Below are 18,533 nucleotides of genomic sequence, written 5' to 3' on the forward strand. Positions count from 1 at the left end.
TCGAACCTATCCCAGCCAGGCCTCGTCAAGGTCGAGAAGCAGCGTGTCACCCGAATCGAGGAGGTCCAGCAACGGGTTGATCCGGGGCAGCTCGTGAGTGATGAAGTAGCGGGCGGCCAGCCGTTTGCCGTCGTAGAAGTCGCCCTCCTTGCCGTCGGCGGCGAGCCACTGCTCCAGCCAGATCCAGGCGATCACGAGATGGCCGGCGGCGTCCAGGTAAGCGGTCGCGTTGACCAGCGCCTTCTCGGGGTCCCCGGCTGCCCAGAGTTTCGCGGTGGTGGCGGCCAGACGGTCGGCGGCCGCGGCGATCGGGGCGCCCAGGTCCGGGTTCTTCTGCGATGTCGCCTTTATCCGGTCGAGCAGCAGGCCGAGGCCCGCGCCACCCCGCATGGTCACCTTGCGCCCGAGCAGGTCGAGCGCCTGGATCCCGTCCGTGCCCTCGTGGATCGAGTTGAGCCGGTTGTCCCGATAGAACTGCTCGACCGGGTACTCGCGGGTGTAGCCGTAGCCACCGTGGATCTGGATGGCGTGGTCGTCGGCGAGCCGGCACCACTGCGACGGCCAGGCCTTCACGATCGGGGTCAGCACGTCGAGCAGCAGATCGTTCTCCCCGGACGGCTCGTCGACGAGCTTCGCCGCGTAGAGGATCAGGGCGAGTCCTCCTTCGACGTAGGACTTCGAAGCGAGGAGCATCCGGCGTACGTCCGGATGTTGGATGATCGGCACCGGAGGAGCCGACGGGTCCTTGCCCGCGACCGGACGGCCCTGGGCGCGCTCCTTCGCGTAGTCGAGAGCGTGCAGGTACCCGGTGTAACCGAGCGCGACGGCGCCCGCCCCGACGCCGATCCGGGCCTCGTTCATCATGTGGAACATGTACTGCAGGCCGCGGCCCTCCTCGCCGACGAGGAAACCGGTCGCGTCGTCGAAGGCGAGGACCGTGTTGGTGGTCCCGCGGTAACCCATCTTGTGGTTGAGCCCGGCCAGCGTGACACCGTTGCGCTCGCCGGTGTCCAGATCCTTCTTCGGCACGATGAACAGGGACAGCCCCTTCACCCCGGCCGGCGCACCCGCCACCCGGGCCAGCACCAGGTGGATGATGTTCTCGCTGAGCTCGTGATCCCCACCCGAGATCCACATCTTGCTGCCGGTGATCTTGTAGGTGCCTTCTTCGGATCTCGTCGCTTTCGTGGTGACGTCCGAGAGCGACGATCCCGCCTGCGGCTCGGAGAGGCACATCGTCCCGGTGAACCGGCCCTCCAGCATCGGTTCGACGAATCGGGCGATCTGCTCGTCGGTCCCGTGAGCCAGCAGCAGATGCGCGTTCGCCGAGGTCAGCATCGCATAGGCCGACGTCCCGGTGTTCGCGGCCTGAAACCACAGGAAACAGGCGCGCTGCACGACCAGCGGCAACTGGAGCCCACCGTGGGCCGCGTCGACGGTGCCCGCGATCAGACCGGACTCGGCGAAGACCCTCAGCGCCTTCGCCACCTCCGGAATGATCTCCACCTTGTCGCCGTCGAAGGTCGGCTCGTTGAGGTCGTTCTTGCGGTTGTGCGGGGCGAAGTCACGCTCGGCGATCCGCTGCGAGACGTCCAGGAACGCGTCGAACGTCTCCCGCGAGTGGTCGGCGAACCGCTCACGCGCGGTCAGCTTCTCCACGTCGAGCCATTCGTAGAGCAGGAACGCGAGATCGCGCCGGGAGAGCACCTTGGACACCGCTGCCACCACCGTTCGTCGGGAACTCCTTGCACCCAGTGTGCACTAAGTTCAGTCCGCCGCGCGGTGCCGCCCTCCCGGTCCGCCGCCGTTCGCTCCGGCCTTGCGGCTGCCGCCGGCGTGCTTGATGGCGTACATGGCGTGGTCAGCGGCCCGCAGCGCGGCGTCCGGGTTCTCCGCGGCGGGCGCCAGGTGCACGCCGATGCTGGCCCCGATCAGGATCTCCTGCCCGCCGATCCGGAACGGCAGCTCGAGGACGTACCGGATCCGGCCGCTCATCGTGGCGGCGTCCTTCTCCGACAACACGCCGGGCATGAGGACCACGAACTCGTCGCCGCCCACCCGGGACAGCACGTCGGTGTCCCGGACGCAGGCGGTGAGCCGGTCCGACACCTGGCGCAGCAGTTCGTCGCCGACCTCGTGCCCGTACGCGTCGTTCACCGGTTTGAACCCGTCCAGGTCGACGAAGAGCACCGCCACCGGCGCGTCCTTGAGCGAGCTGCCGAGCGCGTCCTGCATGCGGCGGCGGTTCGGCAGGCCGGTGAGCGGGTCGTGCAGCGCCTCGTGCGAGAGCCGCTCCTGGAACGCCATGTTCTCCGACACGTCCCGCGCGTTGATCACGACGCCGGCCAGCGACGGGTTGTGCATCTGGTTCGAGGCCGTGAAGTCGAACCAGCGGTACTCGCCGTCCGCCGTCCGGGTCCGGCACTGCAGCCGGACCACACCGGACGGGTCGTCGAGCAGCCGGCTCAGCCGCTCCCGCATCTCCGGCTCGTCGTCCGGGTGGAGCAACTCGAAGACGCTGTGCCCGGTCAGCGCGCCGGTCTTGTAGCCGAGCACGGCGAACGCGCTCGGGCTGCTGAAGATGATCCGGCCGCGGCCGTCCAGAACCGAGACCAGGTCCGGGGCGTGCTGGAAGAGCGCCTGGAACCGCTCGTCGGCGCGGCGGCGGGTCACCTGCGTGCGGTACCCGAGCACCGAGATGCCGGCCACCCCGATCAGCAGCATGGCGAGCAGCGTCAGGTTCAGGGTCTGGCTGCGGGAGTGCACCACGCCGTCGAACGACGACTTGGTCTGCGTCCGGACGTACGACCAGCCGCTCGGCAGCCCGCCGTAGACGATCGCGATCATCTTGGTCCGGCCCGTGGTGTACTCGACGAACTGCACGCCGTCGACCCCTAGGTGGGATCGCACCGCCGGGTCGAGGTGCGCGCCGATCAGCGACCGGTCGCTGGAGGCGCCGACCGCGCCGGACCGGTCCACGATGAGCGTCTTGTGGGTCTCCGCGGAGAGCCGGGTCAGGTAGGTCTGCAGCGACGTCGTCGCGACCTGGTTCAGGCCGACCAGATACCCGATCATCGAGTCGTTGACCAGGATCGGCACGGCCACCGCGGCGAGCGCGGTCCCGTTCACGGTCATCAGGTCGGAGAAGCCCGGCTTGCCCAGGGCGATCTGCTCCTTCAGCGGGGTCCAGCCGGCGTCGGCGGCCGGCGGCAGCCCGGATCTCCGGCTGGCGGTCAGCAGGGCGCCGTTCATGTCGACGGTGAGCAGGCCGTACTGGAAAGTGGTGCTCTTCGCCGCGGCCGCCGCCAGGATCCCCCGGTCGACGGCGCTGTCCCTGCCCAGATGCAGGGCGTGTGAGGCCAGGATCTCGGACAGCTCGGCCGCCGAGTTCACCTGCAACTGCCCGGTGAGCGTGCCGTTGTTCGTACCCAGCGCACTGCTGTCCTCCCGGTGCACCGTGTCGGCCGCGCGCAGCGCCGAACGGTTCACCAGGAAGCCGATGACCCCGGCCGCCGCCAGCAGCAACACGCTGACGACCACCGCGATCCAGTTCCGCAACCGCATCTGTCCTCCTCACCGCTGTCATCGGCAGACGGAACAGCCACTGAACGAATCCCACCTAGGGGCTTCGCCAGGGAAGAACGGGGGGAAAAGGGGGCGGCGCTTCTCGCCATCCACCCACGATGATGAAGAGGCAACTGTGCGTCGTCGATGAACGGAGCACCGCATGCGCAGACAGGTGGTCGCGCCGCCTCCCGGCCGGCTCTCGCCGTTCCGTGTCCGGATCCCAGCACCCCGCCGTCCCGCGCCCCGCCGTCCGGTGGAGACGCCCGCGCCCGCTCCCGTTCCGCGCCGGATCGTCCGGACCGGTCTCACCATCACCGGCGCCGCGTTCGCCGCCGTCTTCTTCTGCCTGTCGTTCACCCCGTCGCTGCTGCCACGAGCCTGGTTCCTGCAAGGTGTGGTGGCCGGCATCACGGCCGCCACCGGTTACGCCCTCGGCACCACGATCGGGGCACTGGTCCGGGTCCGTGCCCGGTTCAGCGCCCGTACCGTACGGATCGCGTGGCGAGTGCTCTTCGCCCTCGTACCACTCCTCTTCCTCTTCTTCCTCTGGCTCGGCACCCGCTGGCAGCGTGAGCTCCGCGGACGCCTCGGCATGCCACCCACCCAGGAGTACGACGTCGCCAAGACGCTCGGCGTCGGCCTGCTCACCTTCGCGCTGATCCTGCTCGTCGCCCGCACCCTGCGACTCGCCACGCACGGCTGCGCCCTGGTCTTCAAGCAGGTCGTCCCGAACCGCGCCGCCTACTGCGCCGGGACCGTCGTCGTCGCGCTGCTCAGCTACAGCGCCGTCGACGGCCTGCTGATGGCCCGGCTGTTCACCATGGCCGACCGATCGGCCGCCATCGTGAACAGCGGCACCAGCAACGGCGTCACGGTGCCCACCTCGGTGCTGCGCTCCGGCGGCGCCCGGTCGCTGGTCAGCTGGGACTCGCTCGGGCGGCAGGGCCGTGCCTTCGTGGCCAGCGCGCCGACCCTGCCCGAGCTCACCGCGTTCGCCGGCCGTCCCGCACTGGAGCCGATCCGCGTCTACGCCGGCCTCACCTCGGCCGACACCGTCGAGGAGCGGGCCGCCCTGGCCGTGCGCGAGATGGACCGCACCGGCGCCTTCGACCGCGCGGTGATCGCGATCATCACGCCGACCGGCACCGGATGGGTCGACAACCGGGTCACCCAGTCACTGGAGTACATGTGGGCCGGCGACACCGCGCTCGTCTCCATGCAGTACTCCTACATGCCCAGCTGGATCTCGTTCTGGGGCGACCGTTCCGACGTGGTCGGCGGCGCCTCGGCCCTGATCGGCGCTATCCGCGAACGCTGGGCCGCGATGCCCCCGGACCACCGGCCCCAACTGCTGATCTTCGGGGAGAGCCTGGGGACGTACGGGATCGAGAAGACCTTCGGCACCGCCGAGGCGATGACCGAGGGCGCGGACGGCGTGCTGCTCCTCGGGCCGACCTTCGCCAACCCACTGCACCGCGAGCTGACCCGTGCCCGGGCCGCCGGCAGCCCGGTGTGGGATCCGGTCTACCCGTCGCTGCCGATCGAGTTCGCCGAGAACGCCACCAGCCTGCGTGCGCTGCCGGGGGACGCGCCCAAGGTCGTCTACCTGCAGAACGCGACCGATCCGGTGGTCTGGTGGAGCTGGGACCTGTTCTGGAAGAAGCCGAAGTGGCTGACCGGCTCACGCGGCCCGGACGTCACCCCGGACATGCACTGGTACCCCGGCATCACGTTCTGGCAGACCTCGTGCGACCTGCTCTTCGCCAACAAGGCGCCGACCGGGCACGGGCACGTCTACAAGTCGGAGACGGTCGACGGCTGGGCCGCCATCGCCCCGCCGCCGGGCTGGACCGTGGCCGACACGATCCGGCTGCGGGCGCTCATCGCCTGAGCCACGGCTGCAGCAGCCTCGTCACCCGCGGCAGCACCAGATAGGTCATGATCGGCGTGAGCACGATCGTGCTGATCAGCGTCTTCACCGCGGTGTTCAGGGTGCTGATGTGCGGCATCAGCAAGTACGCCGACAGCAGGCTGACCGGGAAGAAGCCCAGCCAGATGGTGACGGCCTGCTTCCACCGCGGCGGCGCGGCGGGCTGCGGACCGGGCTGATCCACCTCGCGCTCCCGCGGCGGATCGAACCAGCCTTCGATCCCGGTCCGCCGCTCCACCCGGGTGTGCTCGACGAACCCCTCGGCCGACGACAGCCACCACCGCCGCTGCTCCGACTCCTCCCAGTCCCGCAGCGACTCCGCGTCGGCGAAGCGGTACAACATGTGCCATTCGGTCGACCCCACCTCGGGCCGCACCCAGCCCGTCCCGAGGAATCCCGGGAACGTCTCCGCCAGCGAGGCGCCGGCCCGTACCCAGGCGGCCATCTCGGCGGCCTTCCCCGGATCCACCCGCCGCGTGATGGCGACGGTGACGGCAAGCTGCGGCGGAGCGTTCATGTCCCATAGTGTGGTACACCCTTGTTTCCCGCACGTAGCTTCCCGCGCGGAAGTGCACCACCCCACACTCCGGCCACGAACCAGCCCGACATTCCGGCCACCGACAAGCCCCGTACGCAAAGCCGACCGCAGCAGGCGACCAGCACACGCACGCAAGCCGGCCACCAGGGCGGCCGACGCACGCAAAACCACTGCGCGTGCGCCCACCGCCCCCATGCGGGGCAGCCAGCGCACGCAAAACCACTGCGCGTGCGCCCACCGCCGCCATACGGGCCACCAGCGCACACAAACGCGCACCGTGTGCGCTCACCGCCCCCACGCGGACGACCAGCGCACACGTAGCGGCCGTCGCGGGCGACCAGCGCACACACGACCGGCCACGCGGACGGCCAGCGCACACAGAACCATTGCGCGTGAGCCCACCGCCCCCATACGGGCCACCAACGCACACAAACGCGCACCGTGTGCGCTCACCGCCGCCCACTTCGCCAAGCCGGCCCCGATCACCACGCCAGGCCCGATCACCACGCCACGCCAGGCCCGATCACCACTTCGGGCCGGGGCAGGGCACGCGCGGGCCCGCTAGCGGTTCCGAGCGAGCCGACCGATCCGGCCGGCCTCACCGGACGCCCAGCAACTGCCATCGCGAGTACAAGCCACGGCATCGAAGCTGCCGGCGTCGAAGCGGCTCCAGGTGGCGCCGCCGTCGTACGAGATGTCGCTGCCGGTAGGACCCACGGCCAGAGCGGTACGGGAGTGGTTCGTCCAGGCGACGCCGGACCGGTACTCACCGGGTACCTTGCGGGCCACCGTCCAGTGGCGGCCGCCGTCACGGGAACGAGCCGCGCCGTCCGGAGCCGATGCCGGGGTCGCATAGTCGCCGCCGACAGCGAGTCCCTGACCGCCGCGGAAGGCGAGACCGTAGACGCCGGCACTGGGACCGCCGGGGATGGGTGACGCGCTGACCGACCAGGTACGGCCGCCGTCGGTGGAGGCGAAGACGCGGGAGACCGAGGCGCCACCCGTCGCGAACCAGGCCCGCCGCCCCTGCGTGACCAGGCACGTGCCGCTCGCGGCGAAGGCGAACTCGCCGGGCAGCGCTTCCGGCATGCCGACGGTGGGGCGGACCTGCCAGCTGCGGCCGCCGTCCCGGGTCGCGAGGATGCGGAAACGGCCGTCGACCGGGTCGGAGAGGGCCAGGCCGGTGCGCCGGTCGGAGAAGTCGAGGCAGTCGTAGAAGGCGACCGGGTCCTCGTTGCGGAACGACTCGGTCCACGAGCGGCCGCCGTCCGACGTGCGGTAGATCCGCGAGTCCGTTCCGGATCCGATCGTGAGAGCCACCGCGGTGCGGGCGTCGAAGGCCTCGATGTCGCGGAATTGGAGGGCTGCCGCCTCCGGAGGACCAACCGATTCCCATGTACGGCCACCGTCCGCAGTGCGGAGGACCGTCCCCGCCGAGCCGGCCGCCCACGCCACCCGGGAATCGACCGGCGCCAGCCCCCGGAACCGCGCCGTGGAACCGGTGTCGGTCAACCGCCAGGCGGGCGTGGAACCGGACGCGCTGGCGGGCGTCGTGAGCTGCCAGGCCGAGCCGGTGAGCATGACCAGAGCCAGAGCTGGGATCGACAACTTTCGCTGCAATGTCATGCAGGAAACTTACGATCAGGCGTTCAAATAGGCCAGGACCGCCAGGACGCGACGGTGGTCGTCGTCCGACGGGGGCAGGTCCAGCTTCGCGAAGATGCTGCTGATGTGCTTGCTCACGGCCTTCTCACCGACGAAGAGCTTCGCGGCGATCGCCCCGTTCGACCGTCCCTCGGCCATCAGCGTCAGCACATCGCGCTCCCGGCCGGTCAGCGCCGCGAGCGGCGGCTCGTGCCGGGCCAGCAGCTGTGACACCACCTCGGGGTCCATCGCCGTGCCACCCGCGGCGACCCGGCGAACGGCGTCGACGAACTGGGCGACGTGCGAGACCCGGTCCTTGAGCAGGTAGCCGACGCCGCCCTTGCGGTCGCTCAGCAGCTCGCGGGCGTAGAGCGGCTCGACGTGCTGCGACAGGACCAGCACCGGCATGCCCGGCACTTCGCTGCGGGCCGCGATCGCCGCCTGCAGGCCCTCGTCGGTGAAGGTGGGCGGCAGGCGTACGTCGACCACGGCGACGTCCGGGCGGTGTTCTATCAGCGCCGGGAGCAACGACGGTCCGTTGTCGACAGCAGCCACGACCTTGAAGTCGTACGCCTCCAGCAACCTGGTCAGGCCGTCTCGGAGGAGGGCGAGATCCTCGGCGATGACAACGCGCACGGCAGCTCCATGGTCACGACGGTCGGTCCGCCCGGCGGGCTGGACAGGCTCATCGTGCCATCGAAGGCGGCGAGACGGCGTTCGATGCCTCGCAGACCGGTTCCCCGGGACGGGTCGGCGCCGCCCAGACCGTCGTCGCTGACCCGCATGGTCAGCACCCCGTCGTTGTGCCAGAGCTGCACCTCGGCGTGCTGGGCGAAGCTGTGCCGGGTCGCGTTCGCAAGGACCTCGGCGACCGCGAAGTACGCCGCGGACTCCACCGGCGTGTCGAGCCGGCCCGGCACCGCGGCGCCGACGGCGGTCGGGATCGGCAGCGCCATCGCGAGAGCCCGCACCGCGCCTTCGAGCCCGCGCTCGGCGAGCACCGGCGGATGGATGCCGCGGACCAGGTGACGCAGCTCGGTGAGCGCGTCGGAGCTGACCTCCCGCGCCTCGGCGAGCAGCTTGCGGGCCGTCGCCGGATCGGTGGCGACCAACTCCTCGGCGAGGCCGATCGTCATGCCGAGCGACACCAGCCGGGCCTGGGCACCGTCGTGCAGGTCGCGCTCGATGCGGCGCAGCTCGGCGGCCTGCGAATCGAGGTTCTCGGCGCGGGTGGTGGTCAGGTGGCTCACCCGCAGGCGCAGCTCGGCGTTGCGGGTCGGGGCGAGGAAGAGCCGGGCGAACCAGGCGTCGGCGTTGCGCAGGTAGGGCGCCACCGCCAGGCCGATCGCCAGGATGATCGTGCCCTGCGGCAGCGACAGGAAGCCCTCGCCGACCGTCTCGATCGGCCAGATCGCTCCGTAGCCGTATTCTCCCGTGCCCAGCCAGATCCAGAGCGGTAGCAGCAGGATGCCCTCGATGCCGTAGAGCGGGACGGCCAGGGACAGCACGCCGAGCACCAGGCCGGCCACCGCGCCGGGCAGCAGCCAGGCGAAGTCCCGCCAGGTCGCCGGGTCGGTGACGATCCAGCGGTATCGCTTGAGCAGCCCGGCCCTCTCCGGAAGAGGACGGTAGGGGCGGGCGATCGGCATCCCGAACGTCGCCGACAGCCGGCGGGCGATCCGCGCCCGGAAGCGGATCAGCGCGGTGACCAGCGGCAGCAGCACGAGACCGATGCCGAGCACCGGGGTGAGCACCAATGACACCACGAACAGGACGAAGAGCGGGATGTTCGTGATGGCGAGCGCCACGCTCAGCACCCCGCCGGCCACCGCCTTCACGCCGTCTTTGATCCAGTCACGCGAATCCATGTCCTCATCCTGGCGCGCACGCGCCAGCCTGTCGGTAGTGCCAGCCCTACCAGCAAGTGGGGAGCAGGCACTCCTGACTTCTCCGCGCGAACGCCCGACGCTGGATGCCATGACGACGACAGCCGCACCACGGACGACCGGCAGCGACTTCGCGGAGTTGAGCCGCCGGATCAACGCGGCCGGGTTGCTCCGGCGGCGGCCCGCCTATTACGCGTTCCGCCTCACCGCCGTCGCGCTCGCCCTGATCGGCGGCTGGACGGCGTTCTTCCTGATCGGCTCGTCGTGGTGGACCCTCGCGGTGGCCGTCTTCCTGGCGGTGGCGTTCGCGCAGACCGCTCTCGTGGCTCACGACCTCGCGCATCGGCAGGTGTTCCGGACCAACAAGCCGAGCGCCCGAGCGGGATTGATCGCGGGCAATCTGGCGATCGGCATGTCCTACGGCTATTGGATGGACAAGCACACCAAGCACCACGCCAATCCGAACCACGACGATCTCGATCCCGATGTGGGCCCCGGCGTCCTGGTGTGGAACGAGGAGAACGCGCACGGATTCATCGCGAAATACCAGGCATACCTGTTCTTCCCGCTGCTCACGCTGCTCGGCCTCTCCCTCAAGAAAGACAGCGTCCGGGCCCTGCTCGACGGCACCGTCAAGCGGCGCACCACCGAGGCCGCGCTCTTGATCGCTCATTTCGCCGGCTATGCGGCAGCGCTACTGCTCGTTCTCACCCCGTTGCAGGCGCTCGCGTTCTTCGTCGTTCACCAGGCGTTGTTCGGCGTCTATCTCGGCATGACCTTCGCGCCCAATCACAAGGGCATGCCCCACCCCGACGGCACCGAGGACTTCTTCCGCAAGCAGGTCCTCACCTCCCGCAACGTCCGCGGCGGCCGGATCGTCGACGCCGCGCTCGGCGGCCTCAACTACCAGATCGAGCACCACCTGTTCCCGGCCATGCCGACGCCGAACCTGCGGAAGGCGCAGCCACTGGTGCAGCGCTACTGCGCGGAGATCGGGGTGCCCTACGAGATCACCAGCCTCACCGACTCCTATGCGCAGGCGCTGCGCCACCTCCACGAAGTAGGAGCCGGATTGCGAAAGAAATAACTCAGCGAGGGATGTTCCGCAGGTTCGTCCGGGCCAGGTGCAGCATCTGGCCCACCCCACCGCCCAGGACCGTCCGCCCGACCGCCAGCGCGAATCCCGCCGCCTCCTCCTTGGTGACGTGCGGTGGCAGTTCCAGGGCGTTCGGATCGGTCACCACGTCGAGAACGGCAGGCCCGTCATGATCGAGGAATTCCCGCATCGCTTGACGAAGGTCGCCGGGCTTCTCCACGCGTACGCCGAAGAGACCCGCGCCCCGCGCGATGGCCGCGAAATCGACCGCCTCGTGGTCGGTCTCGAACGGCGGATCGCCGGCCACCAGCATCTCCAGGCGGACCATGCCGAGGCTGGAGTTGTTGAAGACGACGGTCTTGACGGGCAGATTGTGCAGCTTGGCGGTGAGCAGCTCGCCGAGGAGCATCGCGAGGCCGCCGTCACCCGACATCGAGACGACCTGCCGGCCCGGGAAGACCTTCTGCGCGCCGAGCGCCTGGGGCAGAGCGTTCGCCATCGTGCCGTGCACCCAGGAGCCGAGCAGGCGCCGGTGGCCGTTCGGGGTGACGTAACGGGCGATCCAGCTGCAACACATGCCGGTGTCGGCCGTGAAGATCGCGTCCGAGGCGGCTTCCTCGTCGAGGATCGAGGCGACGTACTCCGGGTGGATCGGGGTGAGGTGCTCGACGTCATGGGTGTAGGCGCCGACCACGCGTTCCAGTTCCTCGGAGTGCTTCGCGAGCATCCGGTCCAGGAAGTCGCGCTTCTTGTGGTTCAGCTTCGGCAGCAACGCCCGGATCGTCGCGCCGACGTCACCGGCGACGCCCTGCACGAGCGGGGTCCGCCGGCCCAGGCGGGACGGGTCGATGTCGACCTGGACGGTGTTCTTGCCGGGGAGGAACTGCCGGTACGGGAAGTCGGTCCCGAGCAGCAACAGGAGATCCGCTTCGTGGCTCGCCTCGTAACACGCGCCGTAACCGAGCAGACCGGACATGCCCACGTCGAACGGGTTGTCGTACTGCAGGGATTCCTTGCCCCGCAGGCTGTGACCGACCGGAGCGGCGAGCACGTCGGCGAGTTTCAGCACGTCATCGCGGGCGCCGGCACATCCTATGCCGCCGAAGATCGCCACCGTCTCGGCCTCGTTGATCCGTTCGGCGAGCTCCTCGATCACCTCGGCGGACGGGGCACCGATCACCGGGCCGGCCGGGCGGTGGGCGGTGCCGGTCTCGTTCACGGCCTTGGCGGCGAGGACGTCACCGGGCACCACGAGCACCGCGGCGCCCCGCTTGCCGATCGCCTCCTGGATGCCGACCCGGGCCATCCGCGGCATCTGCTCGGGCGACGACAGCAGCTCGGTGAAGTGGCTGGCCTGCCCGAAGAGCTGCTTCGGGTCGGTCTCCTGGAAGAAGCCGGTGCCGATCTCGGTGGAGACGATGTGCGAGGCGATCGCCAGAACCGGCGCGCCCGAGCGGTGCGCGTCGAAGATGCCCTGGATGAGGTGGGTGTTGCCGGGGCCGCAACTGCCGGCGCAGACCGCGAGCCGACCGGTGAGCTGTGCTTCCGCCGAGGCCGCGAACGCCGCCGCCTCCTCGTTGTGCATGTGCACCCACTCGATCGCTCCGCTGCGCCGGATGGCGTCGCTCAGCGAGTTGAGGCTGTCCCCCACGATTCCGTAGATCCGCTCGACGCCGGCCTGCACCAGCACTTCGACCAGTTGGTCCGCAACCGTCTGCTTCGTCCCGAACATCCCCGCCACCCCTCACGCCCCTGTCGGCTCCGGCTTCGGTGTACCCGCGCACCCCCACCCCCGAACGGGGACGTGCGTCTCACTCCGCCCGTGAACCCCGAGCCCTCCCATCCGTGCAGCGCAAGTCCCCGCTGCCCGCGACACCGCTCGGCGGCGCTCGGCGGCGCCCGGCGGCGCTTTGAAGGCGGTCGGTCGCACTTCGAAGGCGGTCGGCCGCGCTTGGCCGCGCTTCGAAGGCCGTCGGCCGCGGTTGGCAACCCTTCGAAGGCCCTCGGCTGCGCTTCGAAGGCGCTGGGTCGAGCTCGGCGGCGCTTCGAAGGCGGCCGGTCGCGCTTGCCGCGCTTCGAAGGCGGTCGGTCGCGCTCGGCGGCGTTCTGCGGCGCTCGGCGGCGTTCTGCGGCGCTCGGCGGCGTTCTGCGGCGCTCGGCGGCGTTCTGCGGCGCTCGGCGGCGTTCTGCGGCGCTCGGCGGCGTTCTGCGGCGCTCGGCGATCCCAGACCTGCGGGCGGCGAGGAGAGCCGCTGACGGCTGGAGAGTGAGACACGGCGGGCGACCCGGAGCGCCACTGACGGCTCAAGTGCGAAACACGCCGCACGACCGGAACCGCTGCTGACGGCTCAAGTGCGAAAAACGGCGCACGACCGGGAGCGCCACTGACGGCTCGAGTGCGAGACACGCCGCACGACCGGAACCGCTGCTGACGGCTCAAGTGCGAGAACGGCGCACGACCGGGAGCGCCACTGACGGCTCGAGTGTGAGACACGGCGGGCGGCGGGGAGTGCCGCTGATGCGTGGAGGGCGAGATCTCCGTGTCGTGAACAGTGAACTGACAGGCGGCAGTCCGGGACCTGACGTGCGGGGACCTCACGTGCGGAACCTGGCTTGCGGGGACCTGGCTTGCGGGGACCTGGCTTGCGGGGACCTGGCTTGCGGCGGGTTATTCCTCCCTGGCGGGCGGGGCGTTCCTCCTCGGCGGGCGGGGATTCGAAACCTGTCGGGCGGCGGGCTGGCATGGGTGGGAGGGGCGTTGATCGAGGGGATCGCGAGACGGGAGGGGCGGGTGGGCGTATTGTCGTTGAATCCGGGTCGGGGGGCCGGGAGTGCAATGGGTCCACCCGGTTTCGGGTGGGCGCGGGGGGCCCTTTCACGAGGGTGACTCGCGAGTAGGGTCGAGCGGATTCGACGACCCGGCCGGAGCAGACATCGGTAACCGGTTACCGCGCGGCGCAGACAGCGTCACTGCAGGTAGTGGCCCATGTTTCACCGGCGGGGCATTTGGCGTTCGCATAGGATTAAGGTCTAGAGTGCCGCGCGTGAAGGTGACCTTGCAGGAGATCCGGGAACGGACCTACAAGCCGGTTGACGCGTGGTGGACCGTGCTTCTGGTCGACCCGCTGGCGTCTCGTTTGGTGCGCCTGGTCGCGCCCTATCGGTGGATCACGCCGAACGTTCTGACACTGTTCGCGACCGTCATCGGTGTGGGCGCGATGGTCTTCTTCGCCATCGGTGACCGCTGGGCGCTGGCCGCCGGCGCGCTCTGCTTCCACCTGAGCTTCGTCGTCGACTGCATGGACGGCAAGATCGCACGGTTGAACGGGACCGGCACGATCTTCGGTCAGTGGCTCGACTTCGTGCTCGACCGGGTTCGGGTCTTCTTCTGCGCGATCTTCCTCTTCGGCGGGCAGTACCTGCAGACCGAGAACGTCGCCTACCTCTGGGTCATGGCGGTCGCGGTCTTCCTCGACCTCTTCCGGTACCTCAACGGCCAGCAGATGGCGAAGGTCCGCCGGGTCATGCGCGAGCAGATCGAGGCCCTCCGCCCGGAGATCACCCCGGCCGTCGTCGAGACCGACTCCGAGTCCGAGTCCGACGAGCCGGTCAGCCCGGCTCCCGCGCAGCCCGCCGGGCGGCAGTCGCTCAAGCGCCGGGTCGGCAACACACTGCGGCGCAACCGGATCCGCACGCACCTGTTCAGCGGCATCGAGTACGAGATGTTCGTCTTCATCGTCGGCCCGCTGCTCGGCCTGGTCATCCCGGTCACGATCGCGGCCGGCGCGGCGCTTCTCACTTTCGAGCTGTTCCTGATCCTCAAGCTTCTCCGCGCCTGCCAGCAGCACCCGGCGAAACTGGCGAAGGCCGAAGCGGAACTGGCCGAATGGCAGGCCGCCCAGGTTCCGGCCCCGAGCGCGCCGGCCCCCAGCGCGTCCGTCTCCGGCATCCCCACCACCGTCTGACACCTCACGCACAAAGCAGCCCGCACGCACGAAGGCACGAAGGCACGAAGGCACGGCGAACGGCAGCATCGACATGGCGGCACCCCTCGGCGATCGGCCGGGGGGTGCTCCTGTTTTGCACCTGACCGGTGATCCGGCCCGGGGCCGGGCTGCCGATCGGGTTCGCATGAACAGGGAGAACGTGCCGCTCACGGTGAAGCTGCAGCTCGTCAGCGCCAACTCGGGACGGCCCGTGCCCGGGTACGAGGTGAGCCTCTGGCACTGCGACCGCGAGTCGCGGGGCAGGCAGACCAGCGACCCCACCGGATGGGTGACGTTCCCCGGCGCTTTCCCGGGCGAGTACGACGGGCACTGGCCGCACGTGCACTTCGAGGTGTTCCGCGACGAGCTGGGGCCGGTGCACGCCGCCCAGCTGGCACTTCCCGGCGACGACGGGCACGCCATGACCCTCTCCACCGACGCCTGCTTCACCAGCGGCTGGCAGCTGGAGATCCCCTCGATCACCGGTGACGCGACGCGCGGGCTGGTCGCGACACGCACCGTCGGGCTCTGAGAAGCAGCACCGGCTAGATTTGCCCGATGCCGCGACGCCGCCTGTTCTACCTGCTCGCCGTGGTCGCGCTACTCGGGCAGATGGCGTTCGCGATGGTCACCACGGCGGTGAGCCAGTCGCCGACGATCGACGAGCCGGTCTACGTCGGGGCGGCCGAGGTCTACCGGCAGCAGCACAGCCTGCGGTACAACCCGGAGCATCCGCCGCTCGGCAAGCTGTTCATCGCGGCCGGGCTGGCGTTCGCAGATGCGACGCTGGACCCGGCGTTCGAGGGCAACCAGACGCGGCTGGGCCGGAACCTGCTCTACGAGAGCGGCAACAACCCGTTCCAGCTGATGCTGCTGGCCCGGTTGCCGATCATCCTGCTCACCCTGCTGTTCGGGCTGGTGGTGCTGGCTTTCGCCCGCGACCTGGCCGGGCCGGCGGGCGGGCTGATCGCGCTGGCCCTCTACGCGTTCTCCCCGGACGTGATCGCGCACGGCTCGCTCGCCACACTTGACGTGCCGGCCGCCGGCCTGCTGCTGATCGCCTTCTGGACGACCTGGCGGGCCCGGGAACGGCCGAAGCTCTATCTGCCGCCGGCCGGGGTCGCCCTCGGCGCGGCGCTGGCGACGCGGATGAGCGTGCTGCCCGCCGTACCGATCATGATCTTGCTCGTGGCGCTCTCGGCGTGGAAGGCGCTAGCGGACCGCCCGGAGCGACGCCGGAGGATCCTGCTGGCCGCGGGCGCGGCAGCGGGCGTCGGGATCATCGCGATCGCGGTGGTGTGGATCAGCTATCTGGCCGTCGATCCGCGGCTGCGCTGGACCACCCCGCCGAATCTGCCGCACCCGGGCGGGCTCAAAGGGCTCGCCGTGGACCTCATGCCGTTACCGCAGGCCTACCGGGACGGCATGCTGGTCCAGTTCAAGTTCGAGAACAGGCTCTACAACGGATTCCTGCTGGGCGAGTCCTATCGCGGGTCGCTCTGGTACTACATGCCGGTCGCCGTGCTGATCAAGACGCCGATCGGGATGCTGCTGCTCTGGGCGGCCGGAGTGATCACCATGCTGGTCCTGCCCCGGCTGCGCGCCGCCGCCCTCTACGTTCTGCCGGTCTCGGCCGTCCTGCTGCTGGCCACGATGACCGGGTCGCGCGGTTTCGGCACCCGTTACGTGATCTTCCTGCCGCTGTTCCTGGCGGTGGCGGCGGGGACGGTCGCGCTCATCAGATGGCAGCGCATCGCCGCGATTCCGCTGGTGATCACCGTCGCCGTCGGCTCTGTCATGACGTTTCCGACTTACATCCCCTATTCGAACATCGCGTTCGGCGGCACCGGCAACACCCACAACAATCTTCACGACGCCAACGTCGACTGGGGGCAGGATCTCCCCCGCCTCAGCGCCTACCTGGACGGACAGGAGGCCTGGCTGGTCTACAAGGGCGCCGGCGTGCCCGCTTATTACGGCATCCGTTCCCGCAATCCCTTCGAGGTTCCCGAGGATCAGGTACGAGGGCTGCTCGTCGTCTCCGACTCCCGCGTAGCCCTGGCCACCGGCCGGTTGAAGCGCCTCATCGAGTCGAGCACCCCGATCGCCGAGGTCGGCCATTCGATGACCGTCTATCGGCGCTAGCTCTTCCGGTTACTCGCCGGTAATGCTTAGGTGATGCGATGACGCATTACGACATCGTCGTCGTCGGCAGTGGCTTCGGCGGCAGCGTCAGCGCCCTGCGCCTGGCGGAGAAGGGTTACCGGGTCGGCGTGCTCGAAGCCGGCCGCCGATTCACCCCCGACACCCTGCCGAAGACCTCCTGGGACCTGCGGAACTTCCTCTGGGCCCCGAAACTGGGTCTGCGCGGCATGCAGCGGATCACGCTGCTCCAGGACATCATGGTGCTCTCCGCGGCCGGGGTCGGCGGCGGATCGCTCGTCTACGCCAACACCCTCTATCGGCCGCCGGCGCCGTTCTTCGCCGACCCGCGCTGGTCCGGCATCACCGACTGGGCCGCCGAGCTGGCGCCCTTCTACGACCAGGCCTCCCGGATGCTCGGCGTCACCGAGCAGCCCACCATGACACCGTCCGATGTGGTGATCAAGCAGGTCGCCGACGACATGGGCGCCGGGCACACGTTCCGGCGCACCCCGGTCGGCGTCTACTTCGGCGAGCCGGGGAAGACGGTGCCCGACCCGTACTTCGGGGGCGCCGGGCCGGACCGCACCGGCTGCGTCGAATGCGGCAACTGCATGATCGGCTGCAAGGTGGGCGCGAAGAACCGGCTCGACGTCAACTACCTGTACCTGGCCGAGAAGGCCGGAGTGACGGTGCACGCCGACACCGAGGTGACGTCGCTGTCGCCCGGCTGGTCCCTGGAGACGACTCAGGGCCCGTTCACCGCCGACCAGGTGATCCTCTCGGCCGGCGCGCTCGGGACACAACGGCTGCTGCACGCCATGAAGGACACCGGAGTGCTGCCTCTGCTCTCCGATCGGCTCGGGGAGCTGACGCGGACCAACTCGGAGGCCCTGCTCGGCGCCGCCGTGAAGGACGTCCCCGCCGAGCCGTTCAACCGCGGCATCGCCATCACGTCGTCGTTCCACCCGGACGCCGACACCCACATCGAACCCGTCCGGTACGGCCCCGGCAGCAACGCCATGGGCCTGCTCTCCACGCTGCTGGTCGACGGCGGCGGACGAGTGCCACGGCCGCTCAAGTTCCTCTGGCAGGCGCTGCGGCACCCGGTCGTGCTGGCGCATTCGCTCTCGGTCCGGCGGTGGAGCGAGCGGACCATCATCGCGCTGGTCATGCAGTCGGTGGACAATTCGCTCACCGTGCGGCGGACCCGGCGCGGACGCCTCACCACGTCACCCGGGCACGGCAGTCCCAACCCGACCTGGATCCCGGTGGGGCACGAGGCCGTACGGCGGCTCGCCGACCGGATCGGCGGCTTCCCCGGCGGAACCGTCGGTGACATCTTCGACATTCCCCTCACGGCACACATCCTGGGCGGGGCGACGATCGGCGCATCCGCCTCGGACGGGGTCGTCGACGCGTACCACCGGGTGTTCGGCTACCCCGGGCTGCACGTGATCGACGGTTCGGCGGTGCCGGCGAACCTGGGAGTCAATCCGTCGCTGACCATCACGGCGCTCGCCGAGCGGGCCGTGGCGCTCTGGCCCAATCAGGGGTCGCCGGATTCACGGCCGCCGCTCGGTGGCGACTATGTCCGGCTCGCGCCCGTACCGCCCCGGAGTCCCGTCGTGCCGGCTCATGCGCCCGGCGCTCTCCGACTGTCATGATCCATTCGCTGCCGCTGGAGGTCGTTCGGACGCCGTGTGTCACGGTGGTCGGGCGGCCGGATGCGCGGCTGCGGAGG

13 protein-coding genes are annotated in these 18,533 nt (G+C 69.9%); 6 read left to right on the forward strand and 7 right to left on the reverse strand.

Annotated elements, in window-relative coordinates; translation table 11 throughout:
• Positions 1 to 6 precede the first annotated feature (6 nt).
• Together EP757_RS03940 and EP757_RS03945 are read right to left on the reverse strand one after the other, a co-directional pair.
• A complete protein-coding gene (locus EP757_RS03940; protein ID WP_127542837.1) occupies positions 7 to 1,716 on the reverse strand; it encodes an acyl-CoA dehydrogenase in 1,710 nt (569 codons plus the stop codon).
• 51 nt (positions 1,717 to 1,767) lie between these two features.
• Positions 1,768 to 3,564, reverse strand: a complete 1,797-nt coding sequence (locus EP757_RS03945) for a sensor domain-containing diguanylate cyclase (protein WP_127542838.1) — start codon at positions 3,562 to 3,564, stop codon at positions 1,768 to 1,770.
• Between the two features lie 163 nt (positions 3,565 to 3,727).
• On the opposite strand from EP757_RS03945, the gene EP757_RS03950 reads away from it, so the two are divergent.
• Complete coding sequence (locus EP757_RS03950) at positions 3,728 to 5,458, forward strand: alpha/beta-hydrolase family protein (protein WP_127542839.1); 1,731 nt, start codon at positions 3,728 to 3,730, stop codon at positions 5,456 to 5,458.
• Here EP757_RS03950 and EP757_RS03955 read toward each other — a convergent pair.
• The 4 genes from EP757_RS03955 to EP757_RS03970 all read right to left on the reverse strand — a co-directional run bounded on the left by EP757_RS03955 (position 5,448) and on the right by EP757_RS03970 (position 9,547).
• Positions 5,448 to 6,014, reverse strand: a complete 567-nt coding sequence (locus tag EP757_RS03955; protein WP_127542840.1) for an antibiotic biosynthesis monooxygenase — start codon at positions 6,012 to 6,014, stop codon at positions 5,448 to 5,450. The two genes, EP757_RS03950 and EP757_RS03955, sit on opposite strands and share 11 nt — an antisense overlap.
• 582 nt (positions 6,015 to 6,596) lie before the next feature.
• A complete protein-coding gene (locus EP757_RS03960; protein ID WP_232050362.1) occupies positions 6,597 to 7,661 on the reverse strand; it encodes an oxidoreductase in 1,065 nt (354 codons plus the stop codon).
• A gap of 15 nt (positions 7,662 to 7,676) precedes the next feature.
• Positions 7,677 to 8,315 (reverse strand): response regulator transcription factor, encoded by a 639-nt coding sequence (locus EP757_RS03965; RefSeq protein ID WP_127542841.1) that lies wholly within the window; start codon positions 8,313 to 8,315, stop codon positions 7,677 to 7,679.
• Positions 8,267 to 9,547, reverse strand: a complete 1,281-nt coding sequence (locus EP757_RS03970) for a sensor domain-containing protein (RefSeq protein WP_127542842.1) — start codon at positions 9,545 to 9,547, stop codon at positions 8,267 to 8,269. The genes EP757_RS03965 and EP757_RS03970 overlap by 49 nt, the downstream gene beginning before the upstream one ends.
• A gap of 109 nt (positions 9,548 to 9,656) precedes the next feature.
• Between EP757_RS03970 and EP757_RS03975 the strand changes: the two genes are divergently transcribed.
• On the forward strand, positions 9,657 to 10,652 hold the full coding sequence (locus tag EP757_RS03975) for an acyl-CoA desaturase (protein ID WP_127542843.1): 996 nt from the start codon (positions 9,657 to 9,659) through the stop codon (positions 10,650 to 10,652).
• A gap of 1 nt (position 10,653) precedes the next feature.
• Here EP757_RS03975 and EP757_RS03980 read toward each other — a convergent pair whose 3' ends face one another.
• Positions 10,654 to 12,393, reverse strand: coding sequence for a pyruvate dehydrogenase (locus EP757_RS03980; protein ID WP_127542844.1), 1,740 nt, complete (start codon positions 12,391 to 12,393; stop codon positions 10,654 to 10,656).
• Positions 12,394 to 13,705: 1,312 nt separating this feature from the next.
• Between EP757_RS03980 and EP757_RS03985 the strand changes: the two genes are divergently transcribed.
• The 4 genes from EP757_RS03985 to EP757_RS04000 all read left to right on the forward strand — a co-directional run bounded on the left by EP757_RS03985 (position 13,706) and on the right by EP757_RS04000 (position 18,456).
• Complete coding sequence (locus EP757_RS03985; protein WP_127542845.1) at positions 13,706 to 14,626, forward strand: CDP-alcohol phosphatidyltransferase family protein; 921 nt, start codon at positions 13,706 to 13,708, stop codon at positions 14,624 to 14,626.
• A 166-nt stretch (positions 14,627 to 14,792) separates the two neighbouring features.
• Positions 14,793 to 15,179, forward strand: a complete 387-nt coding sequence (locus tag EP757_RS03990) for a hypothetical protein (protein ID WP_127542846.1) — start codon at positions 14,793 to 14,795, stop codon at positions 15,177 to 15,179.
• Positions 15,180 to 15,205: 26 nt separating this feature from the next.
• A complete protein-coding gene (locus EP757_RS03995) occupies positions 15,206 to 16,792 on the forward strand; it encodes a phospholipid carrier-dependent glycosyltransferase (RefSeq protein ID WP_127542847.1) in 1,587 nt (528 codons plus the stop codon).
• A 38-nt stretch (positions 16,793 to 16,830) separates the two neighbouring features.
• Positions 16,831 to 18,456: a GMC oxidoreductase gene (locus EP757_RS04000; RefSeq protein WP_127542848.1), complete on the forward strand. Its 1,626-nt coding sequence runs from the start codon at positions 16,831 to 16,833 to the stop codon at positions 18,454 to 18,456.
• Positions 18,457 to 18,533 lie beyond the last annotated feature (77 nt).

The organism is Actinoplanes sp. OR16, from assembly GCF_004001265.1.
GTDB lineage: Bacteria > Actinomycetota > Actinomycetes > Mycobacteriales > Micromonosporaceae > Actinoplanes.

Coding starts and splice junctions, on each gene's coding strand:
- EP757_RS03945 (WP_127542838.1), bottom strand. CDS start 3,564: ATGCGGTTGCGGAACTGGATCGCGGTGGTCGTCAGCGTGTTGCTGCTG.
- EP757_RS03950 (WP_127542839.1), top strand. CDS start 3,728: ATGCGCAGACAGGTGGTCGCGCCGCCTCCCGGCCGGCTCTCGCCGTTC.
- EP757_RS03955 (WP_127542840.1), bottom strand. CDS start 6,014: ATGAACGCTCCGCCGCAGCTTGCCGTCACCGTCGCCATCACGCGGCGG.
- EP757_RS03960 (WP_232050362.1), bottom strand. CDS start 7,661: ATGACATTGCAGCGAAAGTTGTCGATCCCAGCTCTGGCTCTGGTCATG.
- EP757_RS03970 (WP_127542842.1), bottom strand. CDS start 9,547: ATGGATTCGCGTGACTGGATCAAAGACGGCGTGAAGGCGGTGGCCGGC.
- EP757_RS03975 (WP_127542843.1), top strand. CDS start 9,657: ATGACGACGACAGCCGCACCACGGACGACCGGCAGCGACTTCGCGGAG.
- EP757_RS03980 (WP_127542844.1), bottom strand. CDS start 12,393: ATGTTCGGGACGAAGCAGACGGTTGCGGACCAACTGGTCGAAGTGCTG.
- EP757_RS03990 (WP_127542846.1), top strand. CDS start 14,793: ATGAACAGGGAGAACGTGCCGCTCACGGTGAAGCTGCAGCTCGTCAGC.
- EP757_RS03995 (WP_127542847.1), top strand. CDS start 15,206: ATGCCGCGACGCCGCCTGTTCTACCTGCTCGCCGTGGTCGCGCTACTC.
- EP757_RS04000 (WP_127542848.1), top strand. CDS start 16,831: ATGACGCATTACGACATCGTCGTCGTCGGCAGTGGCTTCGGCGGCAGC.